This is a genomic window from Miniimonas sp. S16, from assembly GCF_057748195.1.
The window spans coordinates 456,203-481,207 of record NZ_CM173242.1 but is presented as its reverse complement, the minus strand read 5'-3'; the positions used below and the strand labels follow the sequence as shown (position 1 = coordinate 481,207).

The window sequence follows — 25,005 nt, the reverse complement described above, 5'->3', positions numbered from 1 at the left end:
TCTGCCCGGCGTTTCCACTGGTGGTCCTCGTCGTAGGGGACTGCTGCACGATCGGGTGACATCTGATCTGGCTTGCCCTGTGGGGTGGCCTGGAAGGATGTTGCTGTGCCGATGTCTCGCGTCAAGTAGTTGGCAGGTTTTCGGGGGTGGGGAAGTTGGGGATGGTGGGGTCGGTCAGGCCGAGATGGACGTCCAGGGGGCGGTTCCAGGCGATGGCCTCGTGCGGGCGGACGGTGTTGTACTCGGCTCGGTAGGCTTCGGCGTGGTGGACGAGCTGCAGGACGTCGTCGATCTCCTCGAGGAAGAGACGCTCGTACTTCAGCGACCCGAAGCCGCGTTCGCGGGAGCCGTTCTGGCCAGGGGTGCGCGCGCGGGTGCGGACGTGGTGCAGCTCGGGGTGGGCAGTCATGAAGCGCTCGAACCTGAAGGAGCGGAACGGGCCGCCGTTGTCGGTCACGATCGTGACCGCAGGGATCACGTTCCCGTCTGCGTCCCGGGAGCAGGTCTCGATCAGCGCTCGCGCGAACAGCCGTTCGTAGTCGGCCAGCGCGAGCTCGATCGCTGCGATCGCGTCGCGGGAGGTTCGCCGTCGCAGAAGTGTGCCACGGGTGCTCGTACTTGCTCCAGTAGTCCCGGCACCCCGCGATCCGCCAGGTGCCGCCGGTCGTGGTCTCGAACTCGGAGAAGTCCAGCTGCCAGACCTGGTTGGGGCCGGTCGGCTCGTTCGCGAACGCGGCCTTCCTGCGCTGGGCGAGCTGGCGCCGTTCCCGCTGATAGGCCGCGGGCAGGATCAGCCCGTCCTCGCGTAGCAGTCGCAGCACGGTCGCCGCGGAGACCTGGTGGCCCTCGTGGCGGACCATCGCCCAGACCTTGCGATGCCCCCATGCCGGATGGGCCAGGGCGTGCCGCCGGGCGGCGTCGTGGACGCCCTGACGCACCGGCCGCGGCCACGGGCCCTTGACTGGCGCGCCGGCCCGGGCACGGGCCTGCCAGCGGCGCCATGTCCGTTCGGGCATGCCGATCAGCTCGCAGAACCTCGTGGTCGGCATGCCCGCCTCGATGCGGATCACCTCGAGGTCCTCGAAGGGCCCAAGCGGCCCTCGGCGGACTTCTTCCAGACCCGGACCTGCAGGTGCGCCTCACCCAGCGCTTGGGTCAGATCGGCTACCTCGGCCTCGAGCTGCTTCTCCCGGGTCGAGGGACCGGACTTGCCCACTGCCAGACCCGTCTTGCCGGCCTCGAGGAACTGCCGCTTCCAGTTCCCCACGGACTGCTCCGACACCTTGGCCCGGCGAGCAGCCTCGGGGCCTGACCCCGGATCTTGGACACGCTGAATCCGGCACCTGGTGCTGGGGAAGCGAGATGATCCGAGAATCATGGCCAGGAAGAACTACTCGGAGGAGTTCCGTCGTCAGGCCGTCGACTTGTACGAGTCCACCCCGGGCGCCACGGTCCGCGGCATCGCCGAGGACCTCGGCATCGTGCGCGGCACGCTGCGGCACTGGCTCGAGGTCTACGGGACCGGCAAGAAGACGGGGCCTGACCCCGGATCTTGGACACGCTGAATCCGGCACCTGGTGCTGGGGAAGCGAGATGATCCGAGAATCATGGCCAGGAAGAACTACTCGGAGGAGTTCCGTCGTCAGGCCGTCGACCTGTACGAGTCCACCCCGGGCGCCACGGTCCGCGGCATCGCCGAGGACCTCGGCATCGTGCGCGGCACGCTGCGGCACTGGCTCGAGGTCTACGGGACCGGCAAGAAGACCGCCGCTGACGGGACACTGACCTCTAGCCCACTGCAGTCCAAGAAGCCCTCGTCCGCGAGCTCGTCGGCGCCGGCCGGTGAGACCCCGGAGCAGAAGATCGCCCGACTCGAAGCGAGGGTCGACGAGCTCGAGAACGAGACCACCAAGCTGACCACCGAGCGGGAGATCCTCCAGCGGGCGGCCAAGTATTTCGCCGGGGAGACGCGCTGGTGAGTCGCTTCCAGTTCGTCGCCGACAACTCCGCCACCTTCGAGGTGAAGCGACTGTGCGAGCTCGTGGAGATCGAGCGCTCGTCCTACTACGCCTGGCTCAAGGCAGCCCCGGCCCGAGAAGCCAGAGCAGCTGCGGACGCCGAGCTGGCGGAGCGGATCAGGGCCGTGCACGCCGAGGACAACACCTGCGGAGCGCCCCGGATCACCGCCGAGCTCAACGACAACACGGCTGCCGGTGAGCGGGTCAACCACAAGCGCGTCGCTCGAGTGATGCGGCTTGAGGGCATCCGCGGCTACGTGAAGAAGCGCCGGGTGCGGACCACGATCCCCGAGCCGTCGGGACAGAAGTACCCCGACCTGCTCAGGCGCGACTTCACCGCCGAGCGCCCCAATGAGCGCTACGTCGGGGACACCACCTACCTGCCGCTGGCCGATGGCACGAACCTGTACCTGGCGAGCGTCATCGACTGCTACAGCCGACGACTCGCCGGGTGGGCGATCGCCGACCACATGCGCACCGAGCTCGTCGAAGACGCGCTCAAGGCTGCCGCCGCGACCCGGGGCAGCCTCAAGGGTGCGATCTTCCACAGCGACCACGGGTCGGTCTACTGCTCGAAGGACTACGCCAAGCTGTGCCGCAAGCTCGGTGTCACCCAGTCGATGGGTGCCGTCGGGTCCTCGGCCGACTGCGAGCATCGTGACTGCGCCACCATCTGGGGTCTGACCCTTGCTTATGACCGGCCCTGCGGGTGCCCTCGCGTTGACGTGTCGGCCCCGGGTGGTGGCGTTCACCAGGCTGCTGGCCGGGTGGGCAGTGACCTGATAGGAGCCTGACTCGACCAGGGCCTCATCGCAGTCCTGTCCGCCCACTCCGGCCAGCTGAGCCATGGACAGCCCGCCCGGAAAGTGCGAGAGAGGATCCACAGCCCGATGCCCAGCATGCAGCTTCGGCGTGACGATGTCATCGTCGGCGTCGACACCCACAAGGACAACCACGTAGCGGTCGCGATCGACGGCTTTGGCGGCCGGCTCGGCGACATCGTCGTGCCCACCACCATCGCCGGGTTTGAGGAGCTCCTCGCCTTCTGTCTGGCCTTCGTCGGGTCGGCCGGTCGGCTGATCGGGTTCGGCGTCGAGGGCACCGGCTCCTACGGGGTCGGCTTGGCGCGCTACCTGCGCAACCACGGTCACGACGTCCACGAGATCGCCCGCCCAGCACGGGTCGCGGAACGTCGACTCGCAGGGAAGAACGACACCATCGATGCCGAGCACGCTGCACGCCAGCTCCTGGCTGGGCACGGGCTGTCGACACCCAAGACCGCCGACGGCGCGGTCGAAACGATCAGGCTGGTCAAGATCGCCTGAAGCGCCCCAGGTTCTCTGCCGCTGCTATGCGGGTTGGAACTGCTCGGTGAGTGCAGCGTAGTGCGCGGCCTCGTACTCGGCGGGTGGGACGTTGCCGAGCGAGCCGTGCAGACGCCGGTTGTTGTACCACTCGACCCACGCGGCGGTCGCGAACTCGACGTCGGCGATGGTCTTGTAGGGGCCGGCGTGGAAGACGGTGGTGCGCACGCACTCGGCCTTGTACAGGCCGTTGATCGTCTCCATCAGGCCGTTGTCATACGCGTCGCCGACGGTCCCGATCGAGGGCCGGATGCCCTCGAGGGCGAGGTGCTCGGTTAGGCGCAGGCTCGTGTACTGATCAGGCTCAACCGGTGGTCGCAACACCCGAGGTCAGGAGGGTGTAGTGGGACGACCATCACGGTGGGAGACGGAGGTCGCCAAGCGGGGGCCGATGCACTCCCCAGGGCATCCAGGCCACCATCGCGCGAAGGAGCGTGAGTTCTGGGACGAGGTCGCTACGGGGAAGTTGCCCCGTGAGGCCGCAGAGGCGGTGGGCGTGGCGCAAGCCGTGGGGCAGCGGTGGTTCCGCCACGCTGGCGGGATGACGCCATACTCCTGGCCTCCTCCGTCGGGCCGGTATCTCACGTTCGCGGAACGAGAGGAGATCGCGATCCTCAACGCGCTCGGCAACGGCGTCCGCGCGATCGCTGCCGCGCTCGGGAGGAGCCCGTCAACGATCTCGAGGGAGTTGCGCCGCAACTCGGCAACCCGGGGCGGCAAGCTCGACTACCGGGCCTCGGTGGCCCAGTGGAAGGCAGAGCTGTTTGCCCGCCGGCCCAAGACCGCCAAGCTCGTGACGAACCAGAGGTTGCGGGAGTACGTCCAAGATCGGCTCGCTGGCCAGATCCGCATGCCAAGCGGCGCGATCGTGGCTGGCCCGATGGAGCGGGACTGGAAGGGCTTGAACAAGCCGCACCGCCAGGACCGTCGCTGGGTCAACGCGTGGAGCCCGGAGCAGATCTCCAACCGGCTCAAGGTCGACTTCCCCGATGATGAATCCATGCGGATCAGCCACGAGGCGATCTACCAGGCCTTGTTCATCGAGGCCCGGGGCGCGCTTAAACGCGAGCTCATCCTTTGCCTGCGCACCGGGCGGGCGCTGCGAATGCCTCGTGCCCGCTCCAAGCGAGTGGCCTGGGCACACGTCACCCCGGAGGTCCTGATCAGCGAGCGGCCCGCCGAGGCGGAGGACCGGGCTATCCCAGGTCACCACGAGGGTGATCTCATCATCGGCATCAACAGGTCCGCGATCGGGACTGTCGTCGAACGCACGACAGGCTTCACGACCCTCGTCCATCTTCCGAGGGAAGAAGGGTGGCGCGAGCAGCCAATCGTCAAGAACGGCACTGCGCTGTCGGGATACGGCGCCATCTCGATGAACAAGGCGCTGGCGGCGGCGCTGGCAACGATGCCCGAGGACCTGAAGCGATCACTGACGTGGGACCGCGGCAAGGAGATGTCCGCCCACGCCCAGTTCACCATCGACACCGGCCTCAAGGTCTACTTCGCCGACCCACGCAGCCCCTGGCAGCGAGGGACGAACGAGAACACCAACGGCTTGCTACGCCAGTACTTCCCCAAGGGCACCGACCTGGCGCGGTGGGGTCCAGACGATCTCGCCGCCGTCGCCCACGCCCTCAACACACGTCCCCGGAAGAGACTCGGCTGGCACACTCCCGCCGAAGCATGGAACAACCACCTACTATCACTAGAACAGCAACGTGTTGCGACGACCAGTTGAATCCGCCCTGAGACCCGGCATCCGAGTGATGGACCAACTCGCCCGGCACCGGCGGGTGCCCGTCGCGGTCACGCTGCCACAACGCGATCCGCAGCGGGACCATGACCAGGTCGGTGTGCTTGGACGTGGCCGCGTGCCAGGACACGATCTTCTGGGAGAACACGTCCACGATGAACGCGACGTAGACCCACCCGGCCCACGTGCGCACATACGTGAAGTCGGTGACCCACACCCGGTTCGGCGCGGCGGCGGTGAAGTCCCTGTTCAGCAGGTCGCCGGCCCGGATGCCGTCCTTGGCCGGGATCGTGGTGCGCACGTGCTTGTCACGGCGCACCCCGGCCAGCCCGAGCGCTCGCATCGCCCGGTCCACCGCGCCCGGCGAGGCGTCCGGCACGCTCGTGCGGCGCAGCAGCGCGGTCATCTTGCGCCGCCCGTACAGGCCCTCGCCGGTCAGCCGACGCACACCCGCCTCGTCGGTGCGCCACGCCGCCGAGCGCACCGCGTCTTCGACCACGGCGTCGCTGATCGTGCGCGCCGCGACCCGCCGATGCGCACCGCGCCATGCCCGGTAGGTCCGCGCAGCCACCGGGCAGCCCTGCTCGCGCAGGACCCGGCAGACCGTCTCGACCGCGTGACCCTCGGCTCTCATGGTGTCGATGAACCCCATGATCAGCGGTTGCGGGGGTCGAGCTCCCCGACGAAGAAAGACGTCGCGGCCTTCAGCACCGCCACGTCCTCGCGCAGCCGCTTGTTCTCCGCCTTCAACCGGCGGACCTCGGCCGACTCCTCGCTCGTCGTGCCCGGCCGGGTCCCGGCGTCGACCTCGCCCTGCGCGACCCACCGGCGCACCGACTCACGCGAGACGCCGAGCTGCTTGGCCACGGCGACCGACGCCGCCGTCACGTTCTGGTACTGCCCGGCGTGCTCTCGCACCAGACGCACCGCGCGCGCCTTGAGCTCGGGATCGATCTTCTTCGGCATGGTGGCCATCCTCCTGGACTCAAACAGGAGCGGCATCAAACCTGGGGCGCTTCACGCCTACGACGGTGCCGTTCAAGCGCGGACAACCGCGATGATCACGCTCAAGGCGACCCTCGCGACCGGGAGCGAGGCGTTGCGGGCGGAGCTGGAGACGCTCACCGACCACAAGCTGATCCTCGCGTGCGCGGCGCTGGAGGGTCCGACTCCACTGCCGCCCGTGCGCCGTGGCGCACCTGCCGTTGTTGTCCCGGGCGACCCGGATGTGGCGATGCGACACGTGCTGTCCTCGATGGCGAAGCGTTGGCTGGCGCTGCACGAGGAGGCCAAGGCTCACGCCGCATCACTGAAGGCACTCACTGCGGCCGCTGCGCCCCAGCTCGTCGAGGCCGTCGGCGTCGGCTACGACACTACGGCACAGATGCTGATCACCGCCGGCGACAACACCAACCGGATCAAGTCCGAGGCAGCGTTTGCCAAGATGTGTGGCGCGTGCCCGATCCCGGCTGGATCCGGCAAGACCAACAGCCGGCACCGTATGTACCGCGGCGGGAACCGGCAGGCCAACGCCGCGCTGTATCGCGTGGTCATCGTGCGCATGCGCTGGCATCAGCCGACGATCGACTACGTGGCCCGTCGCACCGCCGAGGGCATGTCGAAGCGGGAGATCATCCGGTGCCTGAAGCGGTACCTCGCTCGCGAGCTCTTCCGCCTGCTGCCGGCCCCGGACGCCATCGCCAAGCCCGTTAATGGAGAGCTCGAAATCGCGGCCTGATCGACTTGACGAGCTATAGGAGCATCAACGCCTTGGCGGAGTCGTTCAACGCCACGATGAAGCGCGAGGTCCTCCAGGACGCCGCATGCTGGAGTGACGAGCCGACCTGCCGCCGGCAGGTCTTCCACTGGCTCGTGCGCTACAACACCCGCCGCCGTCACACCTGGTGCGGCTACCTGTCCCCGTCCACCTACGAGGCCCGCCGGGCCGCTACGCTGCCGACCGCCGCGTAATCACACCCCGTGTCCAACATCCGGGGGTAGGGCCCCTCCGCCACGCTCACCTCACCGGCCAGGATCGACAGAACGATCCTCGTCTTCTCCTCAGCCGGAACGGCCGTCGGTCTCGCCATGATCGATCAGACTCCTTCGAACTTCGGACCCGCAAGCAACGGGTACTGCCACAAAGTCTGACGCGCGACACTCGCCTGATGGGCGCCCGTGGCGTGTTGGTGCTCGCCTGACGGGCGCCCGTGGCGTGTTGGTGCTCGCCTGACGGGCGCCCGTGGCGTGTTGGTGCTCGCCTGACGTGCCCCTGGTGGGGCGTTCGCGCTCGGCGGCGCACCCGCGATCCCGCGTCGCCGAGCCGCGAGCCGCGAGCCGCAAGCCGTGTCGACCCGTCGCCGCCACCGTCAGTCGCGCGCCTGGAACGCGGGATACCCGTCGAGCTCGGCCACGTCCTGCGCCCGCCAGCTCGCCTCAGCCCAGCGGCTGGCGTCCGCACCGACGGCCGCGAGCGGCGGCGCGACCTCCCGCATGCTCTCGGCGAGCCACCGCCACCGCGCCGCGAGGTAGCGGCGCCGCGTCGGTGCGGCGGGGTGGAGACGCGGGACGGCGCCCTCGCCGCCCGAGCCCTCGCCACCCGACCCCGCCGCCTCCGACTCCTCGCCGCCCGCCAACGCCCGCGGCAGCAGCGAGCCCGACATGCCGAGCACCCAGGCGGTGCTCGCCAGCGCGACCTCGCGGGGCCACGCGGCGCGCGAGGTGACGTCGGGCGCGAAGGCGGCGTACGCCGTCGTGAACGCGCCGGTCATCGCGCGGGTGAAACCCGCGGGCGGCGCCGCGACGCACCAGCACGTGGGGAACGGGAGCGCGGGGTAGGCGGCCACGAGCGCGGCGTGGCTCACCGTGGTCCCCTCGAGGTCCAGGAACACCCAGCCCGACGGCGTGCGCACCGCATTGTCGGGACACGTGTCGCTCGGCCAGACCACGTCGGCCTCGGAGGGCTCGAGCAGGGCCGCGACCTCGGCGAACGCGTCGTCGAGGCCCGACGGCGAGCCTCCCGTCAACGCGGTCACCGCACCTAGACCGTCGCGCAGCCAGGCGGCCGCGTCCCAGCCGTCGACGTGCGGCGGCAGCGCCGCCCGCGCCTCCTCGACCCGCTCCCGCGACGCTCCGGCGAGAGTGCCGAGCGCGGCGGCCCACGACGTCGCCCCCTCGCGGGCGGCCACCGCGTCGTCGCCGAGGAGGAGGTCGGCGAGCGTGGGCCCGGTCCCGGCGTCGGTCATGACGACGAGGCGGAGCTCGTCGTCGACCGCGAGGACGTCCGGGGTGTTCGCGAGCAGCCCCAGCCCGGTGCGCTCGGCCGTGTACGCGGCGCCCGCGCCGAGGAACTGCTTCGCGACCGCCGTCGACCCGTCCGCGAGCGTGAGGCGCGCGACCAGCGAGCGGGTCGATCCGCCGAGCCCGACGGCGTGGGTCACCTCCCGGCGCAGGAGGTCGCCCGCGGCGAGAGCGAGCTCGTCGAGAGCTGCCGAGTCCGAGCTCACCCGCGGGCGCGCTCGTCCCGCCAGGCGACCCACTGCGCCGCGAGATCGAGGTCGTAGTCCGGGCCCGACGTGCCGATCGTGAACAGGGTGGCACCGGCGTCGAGCAGGTCGTCGGCGACCTCCGCCGGCGGCGCGCCGACACCGACCGACCGCTCGACGGCGCCGGCGGGCCGGCCGACGGCCGCCGCGTGCTCCTCGAGCAGCACGGTGCGCTCGCGCAGGGCGGCCGCGTCCCCGAAGGAGTGCCACACGTCGGCGTGCTCGGCGACGAGTCGAAGGGTCTTGCGCGGTCCGGATCCGCCGATGAGGACCGGGATGTCGCGGGTCGGCGCGGGGTTGAGCGCGGCCCAGCGGGTCTTGATCCGGGGGAGCGCCTCGGCGAGGTCGGCGATCCGAGCCCCGGCGGTGCCGAACTCGTAACCGTACGCGTCGTAGTCCTTCTCGAACCAGCCCGCACCGATGCCGAGGATCAGCCGCCCCGGACCGCCGTCGCGCGCCGAGATGTGGTCGACCGTGCGGGCCATGTCCGCCAGCAGCTCGGGGTTGCGATAGGAGTTGCACGTGACGAGGGCGCCGATCTCGACGCGCTCGGTCTGCTCGGCCCAGGCCGCGAGCATGGTCCAGCACTCGAAGTGCAGGCCGTCGGGGTCACCGCTCAGGGGATAGAAGTGGTCCCAGTTGAAGACGACGTCGACGCCGAGGTCCTCGGCGCGCAGCACGGCGTCGCGGATCTGGGCGTAGGTCGCGTGCTGGGGCTGGAGCTGGACGCCGATGCGCACGGGGAACTCGGGGGTGGTCATGGCCCCAACCTACGCGGCGCGCGCGGCGGCGAGGGCGGTGCCGCGCAGCGCGCGCGGCAGCCCACCGTCTCAGTGATGGAACCCGCCCTCCGGCGCCTCGAGCGGCATCGCCGCCTCGAGCCGCTCGAGGTAGTCGACCTGCTCGCGCAGGTCGTGCAGGAAGGCGTCGGCGAGGTCACGGGAGAACCCGTTGCGCACCACGATCCGCTGCACCACGAGGTCGGTCATGTCCTGCGGCATCGGGTAGGCGGGGACGAGCCAGCCGCGCGTGCGCAGCCGGTCCGACAGGTGGTGGAGGGTCCCGTTCCCCGAGGCGGCGTCCGAGAGCCGCCAGGCGAACACCGGGATGTCGGAACCGTCGTTCCACAGCTCGAACTGCGCCAACGCGCCGATCTGCGACGCGAGGTAGCGCGCGACGTCGCGGCTCGCGCCCTGAACGGCGGTGTAGCCCTCGTGGCCCAGCCGCAGGAACAGGTAGTACTGCAGCAGCACCTGCGATCCGGGGCGGGAGAAGTTGAGCGCTAGCGTGGGCATGTCCCCGCCGAGGTAGGACACGCGGAAGACGAGCTCCTCGGGCATGGCGTCGGCGTCGCGCCAGACGATCCACCCCAGGCCGGGGTAGGTGAGGCCGTACTTGTGCCCCGAGGTGTTGATCGACGCGACGCGCGGCACGCGGAAGTCCCACTCGAGGTCGGGCTGGAGGAACGGCGCGATCATGCCGCCGGACGCGCCGTCCACGTGGATCGGGACGTCCAGGCCGGTCTCGGCCTGGATCGCGTCGAGCGCGGCCGAGATCTCCTTCACGGGCTCGTACATCCCGGTGTACGTCACGCCCATGCATGCACGCCTCGGACGAGCCGATCGTGGACGTCCCGATCGTGGTGGTGGGCGACGGCGCGTGCCACAGGTCCGCGATCATCTGCCAGCACCGCGTCTCGATCGCCGCCGTCGCCGGGTACTCGTCCTTGTCGATCATGTTCTTGTCGGCGGCCTCGTCGTAGAGCCGCCGTGCCGTGTCCTCCATCCACGTCGAGACGAAGGTGGCGAGGTTGAGGCGCGAGTTGCCGTCGAGCATCGCCTCGTCGTGCACGATCTGGTACGCCGTCTCCGGCGCCGCGGGCCGTCGCGGCAGCGAGGTGCGCGAGAACTCCGTCGCCTCACCGGGGCGCGCGAACATCGGGTTGACCTCGACGACGTCGCGCAGCTCCTCCTGCTCGTACTGGGCGCGCGGGTGGGCGTGGTGGTGGGTGGTGTCCACGGGCTGTCTCCTCGACGTCGTCGGTAGCCGGCTCGCACCTACCCGCGCAGGCTCTCGACGCGCAGGGGTTGCCCGAGCCCCGCGTTCGCCCGCAGCCGCCCGCGGCCCGTCCACACCCCCGCCCCGCCCCGCGCGAGCGCCCGGGAACGCGACCTAGACTCGCGGTCATGGCTGCCCGCATCCGTCGTGAGGACATCGCGACGGTCCGGGAGAAGGCCAGGATCGAGGAGGTCGTCGGCGAGCACGTCTCGCTCCGGCCGGGCGGCGTCGGGTCGCTCAAGGGCCTGTGCCCCTTCCACGACGAGCGCACCCCGAGCTTCAACGTCCGTCCCCAGATGGGCCTGTGGCACTGCTTCGGCTGCGGCGAGGGCGGCGACGTCATCTCCTTCGTGCAGAAGATCGACCACCTCCCGTTCGGCGAGGCCGTCGAGCGCCTGGCGGGACGCTACGCCGTCGAGCTGCGGTACGAGGACGACGGCGGACCCGCCCGCCCCCGCGAGGAGCCGGGCAAGCGCCAGCGGCTGGTCGAGGCGAACCGTGCGGCGGCGGAGTTCTTCGTCGAGCAGCTCGTCACCCCGGAGGCGGCGCCCGGGCGGGCGTTCCTCGCCGAGCGCGGCTTCGACCGCCAGGCGGCCACGACGTTCGGCGTCGGGTACGCCCCGCAGGGCTGGGACGCACTCATGCGTCACCTCCAGGGCCGCGGCTTCACCCAGGCCGAGCTCGCGGCGGCCGGCCTCGTCTCGCAGGGCAACCGCGGGCACTACGACCGGTTCCGCGGCCGCCTGATCTGGCCGATCCGCGACCTCACCGGCGACACCGTGGGCTTCGGCGCGCGCCGCCTCTACGACGACGATCCCGGCCCGAAGTACCTCAACACCCCCGAGACGCCGCTGTACCGCAAGTCGCAGGTGCTGTACGGGATCGACCTCGCGAAGAAGGCCATCGCGACCGGTCGCCAGGTGGTCGTCGTGGAGGGCTACACCGACGTCATGGCGTGTCACCTCGCCGGGGTGGGCACCGCTGTCGCGACGTGCGGCACCGCGTTCGGCAGCGACCACACGCGCATCGTGCGGCGCCTGCTCGGCGACTCCGCGACCGGCGCGACCGGCGTACTCCTGTCGTCGGGGCGGGCGATCGGCGGCGAGGTCGTGTTCACGTTCGACGGCGACGAGGCGGGCCAGAAGGCCGCCCTGCGCGCGTTCGGCGAGGACCAGAGCTTCGCGGCGCAGACGTTCGTCGCCGTGTCCGCCGACGGGATGGACCCATGCGAGGTCCGCGTCGCGCACGGCGACGCCGCGGTGCGCGCGCTCGTCGCCGGCCGCGAGCCGATGTTCGAGTTCGCGATCCGCTCGGTGCTCGCCCAGGTCGACCTCTCGACGGCGGAGGGCCGGGTCGCGGGGCTGCGCGTCACCGCGCCCGTGGTCGCCGGGATCCGGGACTACGCGTTGCGCGCCGAGTACGCACGCCAGCTCGCGGGCTGGCTCGGGATGGATCCGGGGGACGTGCGCCGCGAGGTGCAGCGCGGGCCGCGCGGCGGCCAGGGTGGTGCGGCCGGGCAGGGCGGCGGCCGTGAGCGCGAAACGGACGACGGCGAGCCTCGCCTCGATCGCGCGCCTCGCCGCACCCCGGTGCCGGACGACCCGGTCGCGCGCCTGGAGCGCCAGGTGCTCGAGGTCGCGCTGCAGGCGCCGACCGCCGCGGCGGGCGCGGGCTTCGACGCGCTCGCCGGCGACACGTTCACCCTGCCCGTGCACCGCGCGGTGCACGACGCGCTCCGAGCCGCCGGGGGAGCAGCGGCCGGCGTCGACGCGCCTCCCCGCTGGCTGGCCGACGTGCTGGAGGGCGCGCCGGAGGGGATCGGAGCGTTCGTCCGCGAGCTCACGGTCGCGCCGCTGCCCACCACCGAGGACGACGTCGCGGACTACGCGGCGGGCGTCGTGCTCGCGCTGCGGCGGCTCGGCATCACTCGCGAGATCGCGAACCTGCGCGGCCGCGCCCAGGCGATGGAGCCGTCCGACCCCGCCCAGCGCGAGGCGTGGACGCGGATCTACCAGCTCGAGGAGGAGCGGCACCGCCTCACCGGTGGCGCCGCCTGAGGCTCGGTTCAGGCCGCGGACGCCGCCGACTCCTGCGCCGACGCCCGTACGGCCTCGAGCAGCGCGGCCACGGCCGGCACCCCGAGCAGCTCCGGTGAGGTCACGGCCTGCACCGTGCGCGCCGTGACGCCGAGGACGCTGCGCAGCACGACGTCGTCCCGCCCGCGCGCCACGGGCGCCACCAGCCCGGGCAGGAGCGCGACGCCGAGCTCGGCGGCCACGAGTCCGAGCAGCGCCGAGTGGTCGTCGGTCGCGAGCACGACGTCGGGCACGAACCCCTCGTCCTGACCCGCCGCGAGGAGGTGGCCGCGACACCGGGGGCAGCCGGCGATCCACCGCTCCTCGGCGGCGTCGCGCAGGCGGGGGTGCTCCGCCGTCGCGAGCGGGTGCCCCGCGGGCACGGCGAGCAGCGTCGGGTCCTCGAGCAGGGGGAGCACCGTGAGCCCGGCGAGGTCGTCCTCGCCGCGGCCGAGCTCGACGCCCGGGTAGGTGAACGCGAGTGCCACGTCCGCCGCGCCCTGGCGGACTAGCGCGAGCGACTCGGGCGGCTCGACCTCCTCCAGGCGCACGGTGAGCCCGGGGTGCTCGGCCCGCAGGCGGGCCAGGGCACGCGGAACGAGCGTCGCGTTCGCGGAGGGGAACGCCGCGAGGCGCACGACGCCGGAGCGCAGGCCGGTCAGAGCGGCGACCTCCGCCGTCGCCGCACGCAGGGCGGCCGAGACGCTCTCGCCGTGGCGCGCCAGCACCTCGCCCGCCTCGGTGAGGCGTACCGTGCGACCGGACCGGACGAGCAGCGACGTGCCGAGGCGCCGCTCCAGGCGCCGGACGTGCTGGCTCACGGCAGGCTGACTCACGCCGAGCGCCTCGCCGGCCGCGGTGAGGGTGCCGCGGTCGCGGATCGCCTGGAGGAGCCGGAGTGCGCCGACGTCGAGGACCTCGTTCATAGGCCCATCTTATGGATCGGTGTCAAGACTGTCGCTCGTGTGATGCGTGTGCCTCGCCGCAGGGTGGAGGCATGCCGACGGACCACCTGAGGGATCTCCGCGCCGCCTTCGCGCCCGACCCGGGCAACCTCGACGCCGCGACGTGCGGGATCCCGCCGCGCTCCGCCGTCGTGGCGATGCAGTCCGCACTCGCAGACTGGGCCGCGGGGCGCACCTGCCCGGTGACGCTCGGCGCCGACGTCGAGCGCGCCCGCGCGGCGTTCGCGCGGATCGTCGGGGTCGAGACGGCTCGCGTCGCGGTCGGCTCGCAGACCTCGGCCGCCGTGGGCACGGTCGCCGCGTCGCTGCCCGACGGCGCCCGCGTGGTCGTCGTCGAGGACGACTTCACCTCCGTGACCTACCCGTTCCTCCAGCACGCCCACCGCGGCGTGACGGTCCGCGCGGTACCGGCCGCCGCCCTGCCCGACGCCGTCGCGGAGGGCTGCGACCTCGTCGCCTTCTCGGTCGTCGCCTCGCGCACGGGAGCCGTCGCGGACGTCGGGGGCGTGCTCGCCGCGGCCGCGGCGGTCGGCGCGCTCACGCTCGCCGACCTCACCCAGGCCGCGGGCTGGCTCCCGGTCGAGGCGGGGCGCTTCGACGTCACGGTGACCTCGGCGTACAAGTGGCTGTGCTGCCCGCGCGGCGTCGCGTTCACCACGCTGTCCGACCGCGCGCAGCGCCTCGTCCGGCCGATCCTGGCCGGCTGGTACGCCGGGGCGGACGTGTGGGACAGCTGCTACGGCGTCGATCCCGCGCTCGCGCCGGACGCGCGGCGGTTCGACGTCTCGCCGGCGTGGCTCGCGTTCGTCGGCGCCGCGGCGAGCCTCGAGGCGATCGCCGCGGTCCTCACCCGGCCGCCTGACGCGATCGCGGCACACGACGTCGCCCTCGCCGACGCCCTCCTCGCGGGCCTCGGGCTCGCCCCGCGCGGGTCCGCCGTCGTCTCCCTGCCCGACCCCGACGGCGAGCACCGCGCCGCGCTCGCGGCCGCCGGCCTGCGCGTGGCCGGGCGCGGCGGCAACGTGCGGCTGTCCTTCCACCTGTGGAACGACGAGCGCGACGTGGCGCGCGCGCTCGAGGTGCTGCGCACGGCCCGTCGAGCGGCCGCCTGAGATCGCTCAGCGGGCCGGGTAGCTGCGCCCGCGCCACACCACCCGGCGCCGCAGCGCGCGCGCGTACACGGGCACCGCGAGCAGTGGCGTGAGGGGCCCGAGCAGGCCCTCGGCGAGGTCGGCGGGCGCCGTCCGACCGGTGGTCGCGGCGACGACGGCCCGGTCCACGAGCGTGAGCAGTCGGGCGAGGTGCGTCGCGCCGGTGGGCGGCACGAGCCACGGCCCGAGGAATGCGACGAGGTAGGTGAGCGCCGAGCCGACCATGGCGGCGCGCGAGCCGCCGTGCAGCCCCGGCGTGCTCTTGGCCAGGCCCGCCACCGACGCTCCGAGGGAGTCGTACATCCGCACCGACACCGCATCGTCGCCGCGGGCGAGTGCGACCGGCAGGCCCGCGCGCTGGTACGCGAGCGCGAGCCCGACGTCGTCGAGCACCGATCCCGCGACGGCGCCGTGCCCGCCGACCCGCTCGTACGAGGCGGGATCGGTGAGCATGACCTGCCCGTTCGCCGCGACGGCGCCGCGCAGTCCGGCCCGCATCAACGGGTAGGGCAGGTGCCCGAGCATCGCGGCGTCCACGAGCGGGGTGAGCAGCCGCTCCTGGGCCGAGGCGAGCCGCTGACGCGGCCAGGCGCTCGTGAGCGCGGCGCCCGTGCGCGCGTGCTCGGCCACGAGCGCCGCGACACCGCCGTCGGCCCACGTCACGTCCGCGTCGGTGAACAGCAGCAGGTCGCCCGTGGCCGCCTCGGCGAGCTGTGCGCACGCCCAGGGCTTGCCCGCCCAGCCCTCCGGCAGCGGAGCGCCGGTGAGGACGCGGGCGCCGAGCGCTCGCGCCGTCGCGGCGGTGTCGTCGCTCGAGCCGTCGTCGAGCACGAGGACCTCGTGCGCGCCCTGGCGCAGCAGCGCGGGCAGCGTGGTCGGCAGCGTCCGGGCCTCGTCCCGAGCCGGGACCAGCACCGACACCCGCCGCGCGGGCGGCACGCCCGGCGTCGGGCGCAGCACCGGGATCGTCGCGGCGTTCACGGCGAGGGTGGCCAGTCGCGTGCCCACGACGGCGAGCGACACCCCCGTCACGACGCGCGCCACCCGCGCGCCCGCTGTGCTCACTCGACACCCCGCGTCATCGCCGCGAGGAGCCGGCTGGCCGGCGACGTCTCGCGCGGCGCGCCGTCGTGGCCGTGCAGCACCACCCGGTAGCCGCGCGGCACGTCGTCGGGCGGGGTGCCCGCGACGTCCGCGTCGAGGCGCTCCTCGGCGAGCCGGAGCGCGTGGGCGAGCTGCGCCGTCGTGCCCCGGAGGTTCGGCGAGGCCGCGTCGAGCGACTCGGCGAAGCGGAGGAACGCCTCGGGCGTGCGCCGACCGCGCTGCAGCACCCGCAGGGCGACGGGGACGAGCGGGACGCTCGCGCGACGCGCGACCCAGGCTGCGCCGTCGTGCAGGGTGGGAAACGGTGCGCCGGGTGCGCGGATCTCGCCCTCGGGGAACACGACGACCCACCGCCCGGTCGCGGCGTCGCGCGCGAGGGCGGGGACCGCACTCGGGGGCCGTGCCCCGACGAGCCGCAGGTACGGGAAGGCGTCGAGCTGCGGGCGCGCCATCATGACCGAGCCCGTGCGGCCGACCAGGCCGGCCATCCCGGTGAGGAGGTAGCCGTCCCACCACGAGACGTGGCTCGGCGCGAGGACGGCGCCCGTGCGCGGCGGCTCCCCGGCGATCGCGACCCGCGCGAGGCCGCGGCGCAGGTCGCGGCCCACGCTGCGCAGCAGGATCCGGCGCGCGCGGGTCGCGGACATCGGCGGGACCGGCAGGCGACGCGTCCGGGCGACGTCGTCGAGGGTCACGGGCCGGGCGGGGGAGTCCTGCGGCATGACTCGAGCATGGCGCACGTCCGGCGGTTCGTCCCACGTCCGCGGCGCTGGTAGAGTCTTCCGGGCGATCCCGCATAGCTCAATTGGCAGAGCATCCGACTGTTAATCGGACGGTTACTGGTTCGAGTCCAGTTGCGGGAGCACACACGAGGCCCCTGACCAGCGCAGATGCGCGGGTCGGGGGCCTTCGTCATGCCCGGGCGGCGCCGCGGCCCGCGCCGGTCACCCCCCGTCCGCCGCTCTTGCCCCCTCGTGACCGCCCGGTACTCAGCGTTACTTTGTACCGGTACTCAGCACCACTGAGTAGCGAGGAGGTTGCGGTGGGCAGGCAGATGACCGAGATGCTCAAGGGCACGCTCGAGGGGATCGTCCTGGCGATCCTCGCCGTGCGCCCCGCCTACGGTTACGAGATCACGGCGGGCCTGCGGGACCGCGGCTTCACCGACATCGCCGAGGGCACGGTCTACGCGCTCCTCGTGCGCATCGAGCAGCGCGGCTTCGTCGACGTCGAACGCGTGGCGTCGCAGAAGGGCCCGCCACGCAAGGTCTACACGCTCAACGACGCGGGCCGGACGAGCCTCGCGGAGTTCTGGGGGACGTGGAGCTTCCTCGCCCAGCGGCTCGGACAGCTCCGTGCGGAAGGACAGTGACATGACCGGCTGGATCGAGAAGGTGACCGGACCGCTGGAGGAGAAGAAGCGGTACCGCCAGCACCGGGCGCGCCTGCGTGCGCTGCCCGAGCCCTACCGCACGGCGCAGGAGGGCGTCGAGCGCTACCTCATGCACGCCGGCGGCATGGTCGGCGGCGACTCGCTCGTGCGCATGCTCGACGACCTCGACGAGATCTTCGCCGGCGCCGTCGCCGATCGCACGCCCGTGCGCGCCCTTGTCGGGGAGGATCCCGTGGCGTTCGTCGAGGACTTCCTGTCCGGCTACGCCGAGGGTCAGTGGGTCGCGAAGGAGCGCCGGCGGCTCGTCGAGACCATCGACCGCGCCGCCCAGGCGGACCCGTCCGTCCCTGACGGTGAGGCGCCCGACGGCGAGGCGCCCGACGGCGAGCGGCCCACCTCGGGCGGGGGTGCGTCGTGAGCACGGCCGGCGCGGCCCCGCTCGCGATCGACGTCCGCGGTCTCGTGAAGTCCTACGGCGAGCTCGCGGTGCTGCGCGGCGTCGACCTGCGCGTCGCCCGCGGCACGATCGTGGCGCTGCTGGGCTCGAACGGCGCGGGCAAGACGACGCTCGTGCGGATCCTCGCCACGCTGCTGCGTGCGGACGCCGGCACCGCGTCGGTCGCGGGGCACGACGTCGTCGCCCGCCCCGACCTCGTGCGCTCCGCGATCAGCCTCGCGGGCCAGGTCGCCGCGGTCGACGAGGTCCTCACGGGCCGGGAGAACCTCGTGCTCGTGGCGCAGCTGCGGCACCTCGCCGACCCGGCGTCCGTGGCCACCGACCTGCTCGAGCGCTACTCCCTCACCGACGCGGCCGACCGGCCCGCCGGCACGTACTCCGGCGGCATGCGGCGCCGGCTCGACCTCGCGATGAGCCTGGTCGGAGAGCCGCCCGTGATCCTGCTGGACGAGCCGACCACGGGTCTGGACACGCAGGCCCGGCACGAGGTGTGGTGCGGCGTCCGGGCCCTCGCCGAGGCGGGCACCTCCGTGCCTCTCACCACGCAATACCTCGAGGAGGCCGAGCAGCTCGCCAGCCGCATCGCGATCCTGCACGACGGCGTCGTCATCGCCGACGGCACGCTCGCCGAGCTGCGCGCGCTCCTGCCGCGGGTCGAGGTGACCTCCGTGGAGCGGCAGCCCTCCCTCGAGGAGGTCTTCCTCGCACTGATCGGCTCGGGTGGGCACGATGGCGAGCCGGCCACTCCCTCCGCAGGGACGCAGCGATGAGCGCCCAGGGCGGGCACGTCGTCGCCGCCACCGTCGACGCCGTCGCCGTCGCCGACACCGTGGTCCTGACGCGTCGCTCGCTGCGGCACGTCACGCGCAGCCCGGACACGATCATCACGACGGCGGTGCTGCCGATCGCGTTCCTGCTGCTCTTCGTCTTCGTGTTCGGCGGCGCGATCGATCTGGGGCCGGGCGGCGGGCCGTACGTCGACTACCTCCTGCCCGGGATCCTCGTGATCACGATCGCGCAGAGCGTGAGCTACGCGTCCTACCGGCTGTTCCAGGACCTGCAGGGCGGGATCGTCGAGCGGCTGCAGTCGATGCCGATCGCGCGGTCGAGCGTGCTCGCCGCGCACGTGGTGACCTCGCTCGCGGCGACGCTCGTCTCGCTCGTTCTCGTCGTCGCGCTGGCGCTCGCGATCGGGTTCCGCACGGGGGCGGGCGTGCCCGCGTGGCTCGCCGTCGCAGGCCTGCTCGTGCTGCTCACGCTGAGCCTCACGTGGCTGGCGATCCTCGCGGGCGTGTCCGCGCGATCGGTCGACGGCGCGAGCGCGTTCGCCTACCCGCTCATCCTCCTGCCGTTCCTCAGCTCCGCGTTCGTTCCGACGGCGTCCATGCCCGCGCCTGTGCGCTGGTTCGCGGACCACCAGCCCGTCACGTCGATCGTGGACACCGTGCGAGCGCTGTTCGCCCAGGAGCCGGTCGGGAGCGAGATCTGGGTCGCCGTCGCCTGGTGCGTGGGCCTGCTCGTGTTGTTCTGGGCGCTGGCCGTGCGGGTCTACCGGCGCCGCCTGGCCTAGGCGGTGAGCCAGCGCGCCTCCCGCACCAGCAGGTCGCACCGGGCGGGTGCGTCGTACGACGGTCCGTGGTGCCCGAGCGCGTCGAACACGACCCGGCCCCGTGCGTCCTCGCGCGCCCACGCGCTGACGTGCGTGACGCCGTCGTGCACGTGCGTCAGCAGCGGGCCCACGTCGGCGTCGCGCTCGAGCGCGGAGTAGCGCTCCTCGTCGGGCACGTCCACGGCCGTGAGGCCCGCGAGGATCGGGTGCTCGGACGCGGTCGTGAAGTGCGCGGGGCCACGCTCGGGGTGGAAGGACACGTCCTCGACCCAGTGGCCGCCGAGTGCGGTGCGGTACGCCGGGACGTCGGTGAACGCGTTCGCGGCCCCGTGCACGCCGAGCAGCGGGACGCCGGTCGCGAGGAGTGCCGTCAGAGCGGCGTGCGCGGCGCGCCACGCGTCGTCCGGAGGGTCGGAGTGCGCCCCGCCGCCGGCATCGACGACGAGCAGGTCCGGTCGCCGCGGCCCGGCGCACACGGCCACGACGGCGTCGGGCACCGTCGGCACGACGTCGACCGCGAGTTCGAGTTCGTTGCGCAGCAGCCGCGCGATCCGCCCCGAGGTCTCCTCGAACGGGTGCCACGGGTCGGCGTACCGGCCACGGCCGGACAGGACGACGGCGGCACTCACGCGCGCAGCCCGACGGCGGAGCGCACCTCGCGCTCGAGCTCCTCGCCCGCGCGGTCGATCGCCGCCGTGCGCGTGGCCGCGCCCAGGACCGTGACCTGGCTGGAGAGGTCGCCCGACGCCGAGCGGCGGACCGCGGCGCGGACCGTGACACCACGGCCGAGGTCACGGGTCTGCACGTGCACGATCGAGGCCTCCACCCGCTCGCGCACGACCTGCGGGAAGGTGCGCTCGCCGTCGGGCAGCGGGAGGCGGTGCTCGGCGCCGTCGAGCGCGCGCACGAGCAGGGTGGCGCTGTCGGCGAGCCACTCCGCGCCGTCCGTGAGCTCCCAGGGCACCGTGACCGCCTGGTCCTCGTCGGTCGCCGTGGGGTCCGCCGTCGCGACCATCACGAGGGCGGGGACGGTCGCCGCGGCGGTCCCGCCGCCTCTCAGGGCGACGCGGGCGAGCACCTTGCCGCCACCGAGCGCCTTGAGGCGCGCATCGGGCACGACGGCGGAGGTCGTCTCGGGCGGGGACGCGGGGGAGCGGCGCAGCAGACCCATGGACTCACGCTAGTCCCGGCGTGCCCGGTGCCCCCGACAGACGGTGCCCCGTGTGGGGCTTGAACCCACGACCGACGGATTATGAGTCCGCTGCTCTGACCGGCTGAGCTAACGGGGCGAGGCGGCTCGCGCCGCCCGTCGATCCTAGTTGCGTCGGTGCTCCGGTTCTGCCATCCTCCAACGTTCGTCGCCGTCCGGCGGGGTGTCTGACACATCCGGCCGAGAGACGAGATGAGCCCACGCGGGGGTGCCCCGCTCTGGAAGGATCGCCTCGCACGCACCTAGGAGGGCACCATGAGCTACCGATTCAACCCCCCGCCCGGATGGCCGACCCCGCCGTCGGACTGGTCCCCGCCCGAGGGGTGGCAGCCCGACCCGTCCTGGCCCACGCCGCCGCAGGGCTGGCAGTTCTGGGTCGAGGACACGCCCGCGGCCCCGACTACCCCGACCGCCCCGAGCGCCCCCGTCGCGGGTGCCGCGGCCGGTGCGGCCGCCGGACAGGCGTGGGGCCCGACCGGCGGTGTCGACCCCACCACGCAGATCCCGACCGGCTCGGGCCCGGCGTACCCGCCGGCCCCCGCCCCGTACTCCGGTGAGACCCAGCAGCTGTCCTTCGGCGCGAGCGGTGCGCCCGTCTACAACCCCGGCGGCTACGCCGGCGGACCCGGGCAGCCGGGCTCCGGCGTCCCGGGCGGTCCCGGAGGCTCGAGCGGCTTCGGCGGCCCCGGTGGGCCGGGTGAGCCCAAGAAGGGCAAGGGTCCGCTCATCGCCATCATCGCCGGTGGCGCCGTCGTCCTCGTCCTGGTGATCGTGCTCCTGGCGAACCTCTTCGGCGGCGGCGACGACGACCCGTCGCCGGCTCCGACCTCGGCCGACGCGCCCACCTCGGCCGCTCCCTCCTCGGACGCGCCGTCGGACGAGCCGTCGTCGGCCGCCCCGACCTCGGCCGCCCCGACCTCGGCCGCTCCGACCACCGCGCCGACGCAGGACGCCCCGGCCGGCGCCACGCCGCCCGCGGGCAGCACGGCCGTCGCGATCGGCGCCCCGTTCGCCGCGCCCGGGTTCGACGACGAGGTGGCGGCGAACGTCACGCTCACCAAGGTGACGTGGGACGCGGAGTGCAACGCGGGCTTCGGCTCGGGGCCCGAGGGCCGCTACATCGGCCTGGAGTTCCAGGTCGAGGTGCCGGCGGACGCGACCGAGGCGTTCAGCATGAACGGCTACATCGACATGACGCCGTACTCCGACTCCAACAGCCTCGAGCTCGGGGACGACTCGCTGTTCTGCAACCCGGACAACGCGCTGCCGGACGACATCCAGCCCGGAGCGACCGTCAGCGGCGTGATCGTGCTGGACGTCCCGGCGGAGACCACCTGGATCGTCTACGACCCGACGTGGGGCCTCTACGACAGCGCGGCCTGGCGCATCGTCTGATGCCGCTGCGTGACATCCGCATCGTCGGCGACCCGGTCCTGCGCACGCCGTGCGCACCGGTCCGGGTCGTCGACGACGGCGTGCGTGCGCTCGTCGCCGACCTCCTCGACACGGTGGACCGGGAGGGCCGGGCCGGCCTCGCGGCCAACCAGATCGGCGTGAGCCTGCGCGCCTTCTCCTGGAACATCGACGGCGACCTCGGGTACGTGCTCAACCCGCGGATCGTAGAGCTGAGCCAGGACGAGGTGCAGGACGGCGACGAGGGCTGCCTCTCGGTGCCGTCCCTGTGGTTCCCGACCCGGCGGGCGTGGTACGCCCGGGCGGTCGGAACGAACCTCGACGGCGAGGAGGTCGTCGTCGAGGGCGAGGGGCTCATGGCCCGGTGCATCCAGCACGAGGTGGACCACCTCGACGGCATGCTCTACCTCGACCGGCTCGACAAGGACGTACGCATCAAGGCGATGCGGGCGCTGCGCACGCTGTAGCAGCCCTCGCCCGCCACGGCCGCTGTGCGAAGTGTGCCCGCGATCAGCACCGAGACCCCGTTCGGGGGTGCGCGCAGGCCCCGGGTGGGGCATAGTGGTGCCACGCCGTTCGTGCGTGCCGCACCGCCTCGGGCGAGATTCGTTGGGGAAGACGTATCTCGAGTGAGGAGGGTCGACATGCCGGGTACCACCCGCGGTGTTCTTTTCGTGCACTCAGCGCCCCGCGCGCTGTGCCCGCACGTCGAGTGGGCGGCGACGTCCGTGCTCGGCGGGCGTCCCGTCGTCGACTGGACGCCGCAGCCCGCCGCGCCCGGCACGATGCGCGCCGAGCTGTCCTGGACCGGCCCCGTCGGCACGGGCGCGCGGCTGACCTCCGCACTGCGCGGCTGGGACCACCTGCGCTACGAGGTGACCGAGGAGGCCACCACCACGACCGACGGGTCGCGCTGGTCGCACACCCCCGGGCTCGGGATCTTCCACGCGCAGACCGACCGCGTCGGCAACGTCGTCGTCCCCGAGGACCGCATCCGCGCCGCCCTCGTGTACGCCGGCGACCCCACGCGGCTCGCCGAGGCGCTCGACCTCGCGCTCGGCCAGGCGTGGGACGACGAGCTCGAGCCGTTCCGCTACGCCGGCGCCGGCGCGCCCGTGCGCTGGCTGCACCGCGTCGGCTGAGGCGCCCGGCCCACCGCCGTTCTCCGACCCTGCCCGACGGCGAACGCCCGGTCCGTACGGACCGGGCCTTCGCCGTCGGGCACCTCGGGCGTCAGACGGTGGTGACCAGCAGGCTCACGTTGTGGCCGCCGAAGCCGAAGGAGTTGTTCAGCGCCGCGATGTCGCCCTCGGGCAGGCGGCGCGGCGCCGTGGCGACGTCGACGGGCAGGCGCGGGTCCGGTGTCGTGAGGTTGATCGTCGGCGGAGCCACGCGGTCGCGCAGCGCCAGCACCGTGAAGATCGTCTCGAGCGCGCCGGCGCCGCCGAGCAGGTGCCCGGTCATGGACTTCGTGCCCGAGACGACGACGTCGCCCAGCACGCTGTGGATCGCCTCGGCCTCGCCGATGTCGCCGGCGGGCGTGGAGGTCGCGTGCGCGTTGGCGTGCACCACGTCCTGCGGCGTGAGGCCGGCGTCGGTGAGCGCGTCGCGCATCGCGCGGGCCTGGCCGGCGGAGTCCGGGGCGGCGATGTCGCCCGCGTCGGAGCTGAGCCCCGCACCGGCGATCCGCCCGTACACGCGGGCGCCGCGGGCGCGGGCGTACTCCTCGCGCTCGAGCACCACGACACCGGCCCCCTCGCCGAGGACGAAGCCGTCACGCGTGGAGTCGTAGGGTCGCGATGCGGTCTCGGGGGAGTCGTTGCGGGTCGAGAGCGCCTGCATGCGCGCGAAGGCCGCGATCGGCAGCGCGTGGATGCACGCCTCGGTGCCGCCGGCGACCACGACGTCGGCACGACCGGTGGCGATTATCTCCTTGGCGTAGGCGATCGCCTCGGCGCCGGAGGCGCACGCGGAGACGGTGGCGTGCGTGCCCGCCTTGGCGCCCAGCTCGATGGAGACGTAGGCGGCGGAGGAGTTGGGCATGAGCATCGGGACCGTGAGGGGCAGCACGCGGCGCGGGCCGCGCTCCTTGAGCGTGTCCCAGGCGTTCATGAGCGTCCAGAGGCCACCCAGGCCCGTGCCGATCACGACGCCGAGCCGCAGACCGTCGACCTCGGGCGTGCCCGCGTCGGCCCACGCCTCGCGCGCCGCGATCATCGCGAGCTGCGCGGAGCGGTCCATCCGGCGGGTCTCGGGCACCGACAGCACCTCGGCCGGCTCGACGGCGACCTCGGCCGCGAAGCGCACGGGCAGCTCGTAGCGCTCGACCCAGGCGTGCTCGAGCGTGGCGGCGCCGGGGGTGCCGGCGAGTGCGGCCGACCACGTGTCGGCGACGTTCCCGCCGAGCGGCGACGTGGTGCCGAGCCCGGTCACGACGACGTTCGCGTCACTCATCGTTGTCTCCTCGTTCCGAGCGGGTGGTGGGGGACGACGTCGACGGGGCGCCCGGCGCCGCTTCGCGGCCGGACGCCCCGTCGACTCACCGCGGCGGGTGCCGCGGGGACGTGCTCAGGCCTGGGCGCCGGCGATGAACGAGACGGCGTCGCCCACGGTGACGAGGTTCTTGACCTCGTCGTCCGGGATGGTGACGCCGAACTTGTCCTCGGCCTGCGTGACGATCGTCATCATCGACAGCGAGTCGATGTCGAGGTCGTCGGTGAAGGACTTGTCGAGCTCGACGGAGTCGGCCGGCAGACCGGTCTCCTCGTTCACGATCTCGGCGAGGCCGGCGAGGATCTCCTGCTCGGTGAAAGCCATGCTCTTCTCCTTGGTGCGGGGCGGGGTTCGCCCGGTCGGTTCGATGTGCGGGTCCAGTGTTCCAGCAGTC

23 protein-coding genes, 2 tRNA genes and 6 pseudogenes are annotated in these 25,005 nt (G+C 73.0%); 16 read left to right on the top strand and 15 right to left on the bottom strand.

Annotation, left to right across the window (positions count from 1 at the left end; all coding sequences use genetic code 11):
• Positions 1-121: 121 nt before the first annotated feature.
• Both AC3AQ1_RS02205 and AC3AQ1_RS02200 read right to left on the bottom strand, forming a co-directional pair.
• Positions 122-457, bottom strand: coding sequence for an integrase core domain-containing protein (locus AC3AQ1_RS02205; RefSeq protein WP_234417680.1), 336 nt, complete (start codon positions 455-457; stop codon positions 122-124).
• 609 nt (positions 458-1,066) lie between these two features.
• Positions 1,067-1,267 (bottom strand): helix-turn-helix domain-containing protein, encoded by a 201-nt coding sequence (locus AC3AQ1_RS02200; RefSeq protein WP_234417678.1) that lies wholly within the window; start codon positions 1,265-1,267, stop codon positions 1,067-1,069.
• Positions 1,268-1,376: 109 nt separating this feature from the next.
• Between AC3AQ1_RS02200 and AC3AQ1_RS02195 the strand changes: the two are divergent.
• The 3 genes and pseudogenes from AC3AQ1_RS02195 to AC3AQ1_RS02185 form a co-directional block, all read left to right on the top strand.
• Positions 1,377-1,544: pseudogene (locus AC3AQ1_RS02195) on the top strand (transposase); the annotation flags it as partial.
• A gap of 63 nt (positions 1,545-1,607) precedes the next feature.
• A pseudogene (locus AC3AQ1_RS02190) lies at positions 1,608-2,665 on the top strand (IS3 family transposase); the annotation flags it as partial.
• 243 nt (positions 2,666-2,908) lie between these two features.
• Positions 2,909-3,343, top strand: a complete 435-nt coding sequence (locus AC3AQ1_RS02185; RefSeq protein ID WP_234417676.1) for an IS110 family transposase — start codon at positions 2,909-2,911, stop codon at positions 3,341-3,343.
• 24 nt (positions 3,344-3,367) lie between these two features.
• Here AC3AQ1_RS02185 and AC3AQ1_RS02180 read toward each other — a convergent pair.
• Positions 3,368-3,685: pseudogene (locus tag AC3AQ1_RS02180) on the bottom strand (integrase core domain-containing protein); the annotation flags it as partial.
• Positions 3,686-3,773: 88 nt separating this feature from the next.
• On the opposite strand from AC3AQ1_RS02180, the gene AC3AQ1_RS02175 reads away from it, so the two are divergent.
• A complete protein-coding gene (locus tag AC3AQ1_RS02175; RefSeq protein ID WP_234417673.1) occupies positions 3,774-5,123 on the top strand; it encodes an IS30 family transposase in 1,350 nt (449 codons plus the stop codon).
• A gap of 1 nt (position 5,124) precedes the next feature.
• Here AC3AQ1_RS02175 and AC3AQ1_RS02170 read toward each other — a convergent pair.
• Positions 5,125-6,104, bottom strand: a pseudogene (locus AC3AQ1_RS02170) (IS3 family transposase); the annotation flags it as partial.
• On the opposite strand from AC3AQ1_RS02170, the gene AC3AQ1_RS02165 reads away from it, so the two are divergent.
• Together AC3AQ1_RS02165 and AC3AQ1_RS02160 are read left to right on the top strand one after the other, a co-directional pair.
• Positions 6,103-6,876 (top strand): transposase, encoded by a 774-nt coding sequence (locus AC3AQ1_RS02165; protein ID WP_108717645.1) that lies wholly within the window; start codon positions 6,103-6,105, stop codon positions 6,874-6,876. The pseudogene AC3AQ1_RS02170 and the gene AC3AQ1_RS02165 overlap by 2 nt on opposite strands.
• A gap of 26 nt (positions 6,877-6,902) precedes the next feature.
• Positions 6,903-7,109, top strand: a pseudogene (locus AC3AQ1_RS02160) (integrase core domain-containing protein); the annotation flags it as partial.
• Between the two features lie 398 nt (positions 7,110-7,507).
• Here AC3AQ1_RS02160 and AC3AQ1_RS02155 read toward each other — a convergent pair.
• The 3 genes and pseudogenes from AC3AQ1_RS02155 to AC3AQ1_RS02145 all read right to left on the bottom strand — a co-directional run bounded on the left by AC3AQ1_RS02155 (position 7,508) and on the right by AC3AQ1_RS02145 (position 10,621).
• On the bottom strand, positions 7,508-8,644 hold the full coding sequence (locus tag AC3AQ1_RS02155; RefSeq protein ID WP_159096342.1) for a hypothetical protein: 1,137 nt from the start codon (positions 8,642-8,644) through the stop codon (positions 7,508-7,510).
• Positions 8,641-9,444, bottom strand: coding sequence for an LLM class F420-dependent oxidoreductase (locus AC3AQ1_RS02150; RefSeq protein ID WP_108717643.1), 804 nt, complete (start codon positions 9,442-9,444; stop codon positions 8,641-8,643). The genes AC3AQ1_RS02155 and AC3AQ1_RS02150 overlap by 4 nt, the downstream gene beginning before the upstream one ends.
• 69 nt (positions 9,445-9,513) lie before the next feature.
• Positions 9,514-10,621 (bottom strand): annotated as a pseudogene (locus tag AC3AQ1_RS02145) (pyridoxal-dependent decarboxylase).
• Between the two features lie 248 nt (positions 10,622-10,869).
• Here AC3AQ1_RS02145 and dnaG point away from each other — a divergent pair.
• On the top strand, positions 10,870-12,798 hold the full coding sequence (gene dnaG / locus AC3AQ1_RS02140; protein WP_108717642.1) for a DNA primase: 1,929 nt from the start codon (positions 10,870-10,872) through the stop codon (positions 12,796-12,798).
• Positions 12,799-12,806: 8 nt separating this feature from the next.
• Here dnaG and AC3AQ1_RS02135 read toward each other — a convergent pair whose 3' ends face one another.
• Positions 12,807-13,742: a LysR family transcriptional regulator gene (locus AC3AQ1_RS02135; protein ID WP_108717641.1), complete on the bottom strand. Its 936-nt coding sequence runs from the start codon at positions 13,740-13,742 to the stop codon at positions 12,807-12,809.
• A 71-nt stretch (positions 13,743-13,813) separates the two neighbouring features.
• On the opposite strand from AC3AQ1_RS02135, the gene AC3AQ1_RS02130 reads away from it, so the two are divergent.
• Entirely contained in the window at positions 13,814-14,893 is a 1,080-nt protein-coding gene (locus AC3AQ1_RS02130) for an aminotransferase class V-fold PLP-dependent enzyme (RefSeq protein ID WP_108717640.1), read from the top strand.
• A 6-nt stretch (positions 14,894-14,899) separates the two neighbouring features.
• On the opposite strand, the gene AC3AQ1_RS02125 is transcribed toward AC3AQ1_RS02130, so the two are convergent.
• Together AC3AQ1_RS02125 and AC3AQ1_RS02120 are read right to left on the bottom strand one after the other, a co-directional pair.
• The gene (locus AC3AQ1_RS02125; RefSeq protein WP_199916508.1) at positions 14,900-15,997 is read right to left on the bottom strand and encodes a glycosyltransferase family 2 protein; all 1,098 of its coding nucleotides are present in this window, start codon (positions 15,995-15,997) and stop codon (positions 14,900-14,902) included.
• Complete coding sequence (locus AC3AQ1_RS02120; protein ID WP_108717639.1) at positions 15,994-16,758, bottom strand: 1-acyl-sn-glycerol-3-phosphate acyltransferase; 765 nt, start codon at positions 16,756-16,758, stop codon at positions 15,994-15,996. Before AC3AQ1_RS02120 ends, AC3AQ1_RS02125 begins: the two co-directional genes overlap by 4 nt.
• Before the next feature lie 68 nt (positions 16,759-16,826).
• Here AC3AQ1_RS02120 and AC3AQ1_RS02115 point away from each other — a divergent pair.
• From AC3AQ1_RS02115 to AC3AQ1_RS02095, 5 genes are all read left to right on the top strand, one after another.
• Positions 16,827-16,899, top strand: a tRNA-Asn gene (locus AC3AQ1_RS02115).
• Between the two features lie 179 nt (positions 16,900-17,078).
• On the top strand, positions 17,079-17,408 hold the full coding sequence (locus AC3AQ1_RS02110; RefSeq protein ID WP_159096341.1) for a PadR family transcriptional regulator: 330 nt from the start codon (positions 17,079-17,081) through the stop codon (positions 17,406-17,408).
• 1 nt (position 17,409) lies between these two features.
• Complete coding sequence (locus tag AC3AQ1_RS02105; RefSeq protein WP_108717637.1) at positions 17,410-17,847, top strand: DUF1048 domain-containing protein; 438 nt, start codon at positions 17,410-17,412, stop codon at positions 17,845-17,847.
• Positions 17,844-18,656 (top strand): ABC transporter ATP-binding protein, encoded by an 813-nt coding sequence (locus AC3AQ1_RS02100; protein ID WP_108717636.1) that lies wholly within the window; start codon positions 17,844-17,846, stop codon positions 18,654-18,656. The genes AC3AQ1_RS02105 and AC3AQ1_RS02100 overlap by 4 nt, the downstream gene beginning before the upstream one ends.
• On the top strand, positions 18,653-19,456 hold the full coding sequence (locus AC3AQ1_RS02095; RefSeq protein ID WP_108717635.1) for an ABC transporter permease: 804 nt from the start codon (positions 18,653-18,655) through the stop codon (positions 19,454-19,456). Before AC3AQ1_RS02100 ends, AC3AQ1_RS02095 begins: the two co-directional genes overlap by 4 nt.
• Here the strand turns inward: AC3AQ1_RS02095 and AC3AQ1_RS02090 are convergent.
• The 3 genes from AC3AQ1_RS02090 to AC3AQ1_RS02080 all read right to left on the bottom strand — a co-directional run bounded on the left by AC3AQ1_RS02090 (position 19,453) and on the right by AC3AQ1_RS02080 (position 20,784).
• Positions 19,453-20,124, bottom strand: coding sequence for a ThuA domain-containing protein (locus AC3AQ1_RS02090; protein WP_108717634.1), 672 nt, complete (start codon positions 20,122-20,124; stop codon positions 19,453-19,455). The two genes, AC3AQ1_RS02095 and AC3AQ1_RS02090, sit on opposite strands and share 4 nt — an antisense overlap.
• On the bottom strand, positions 20,121-20,666 hold the full coding sequence (locus AC3AQ1_RS02085) for a hypothetical protein (protein ID WP_108717633.1): 546 nt from the start codon (positions 20,664-20,666) through the stop codon (positions 20,121-20,123). The genes AC3AQ1_RS02090 and AC3AQ1_RS02085 overlap by 4 nt, the downstream gene beginning before the upstream one ends.
• Positions 20,667-20,710: 44 nt before the next feature.
• Positions 20,711-20,784 (bottom strand) — tRNA-Ile (locus tag AC3AQ1_RS02080).
• A 176-nt stretch (positions 20,785-20,960) separates the two neighbouring features.
• Between AC3AQ1_RS02080 and AC3AQ1_RS02075 the strand changes: the two genes are divergently transcribed.
• The 3 genes from AC3AQ1_RS02075 (at position 20,961) to AC3AQ1_RS02065 (ending at position 23,260) form a co-directional block, all read left to right on the top strand.
• A complete protein-coding gene (locus AC3AQ1_RS02075) occupies positions 20,961-22,100 on the top strand; it encodes a hypothetical protein (protein ID WP_108717632.1) in 1,140 nt (379 codons plus the stop codon).
• The gene (gene def, locus AC3AQ1_RS02070; protein ID WP_108717631.1) at positions 22,100-22,585 is read left to right on the top strand and encodes a peptide deformylase; all 486 of its coding nucleotides are present in this window, start codon (positions 22,100-22,102) and stop codon (positions 22,583-22,585) included. Before AC3AQ1_RS02075 ends, def begins: the two co-directional genes overlap by 1 nt.
• 177 nt (positions 22,586-22,762) lie before the next feature.
• Positions 22,763-23,260 (top strand): DUF3145 domain-containing protein, encoded by a 498-nt coding sequence (locus tag AC3AQ1_RS02065; protein WP_108717630.1) that lies wholly within the window; start codon positions 22,763-22,765, stop codon positions 23,258-23,260.
• A gap of 91 nt (positions 23,261-23,351) precedes the next feature.
• Here AC3AQ1_RS02065 and AC3AQ1_RS02060 read toward each other — a convergent pair whose 3' ends face one another.
• Complete coding sequence (locus AC3AQ1_RS02060; protein WP_108717629.1) at positions 23,352-24,572, bottom strand: beta-ketoacyl-[acyl-carrier-protein] synthase family protein; 1,221 nt, start codon at positions 24,570-24,572, stop codon at positions 23,352-23,354.
• Between the two features lie 114 nt (positions 24,573-24,686).
• The gene (locus AC3AQ1_RS02055; RefSeq protein ID WP_108717628.1) at positions 24,687-24,935 is read right to left on the bottom strand and encodes an acyl carrier protein; all 249 of its coding nucleotides are present in this window, start codon (positions 24,933-24,935) and stop codon (positions 24,687-24,689) included.
• Positions 24,936-25,005 lie beyond the last annotated feature (70 nt).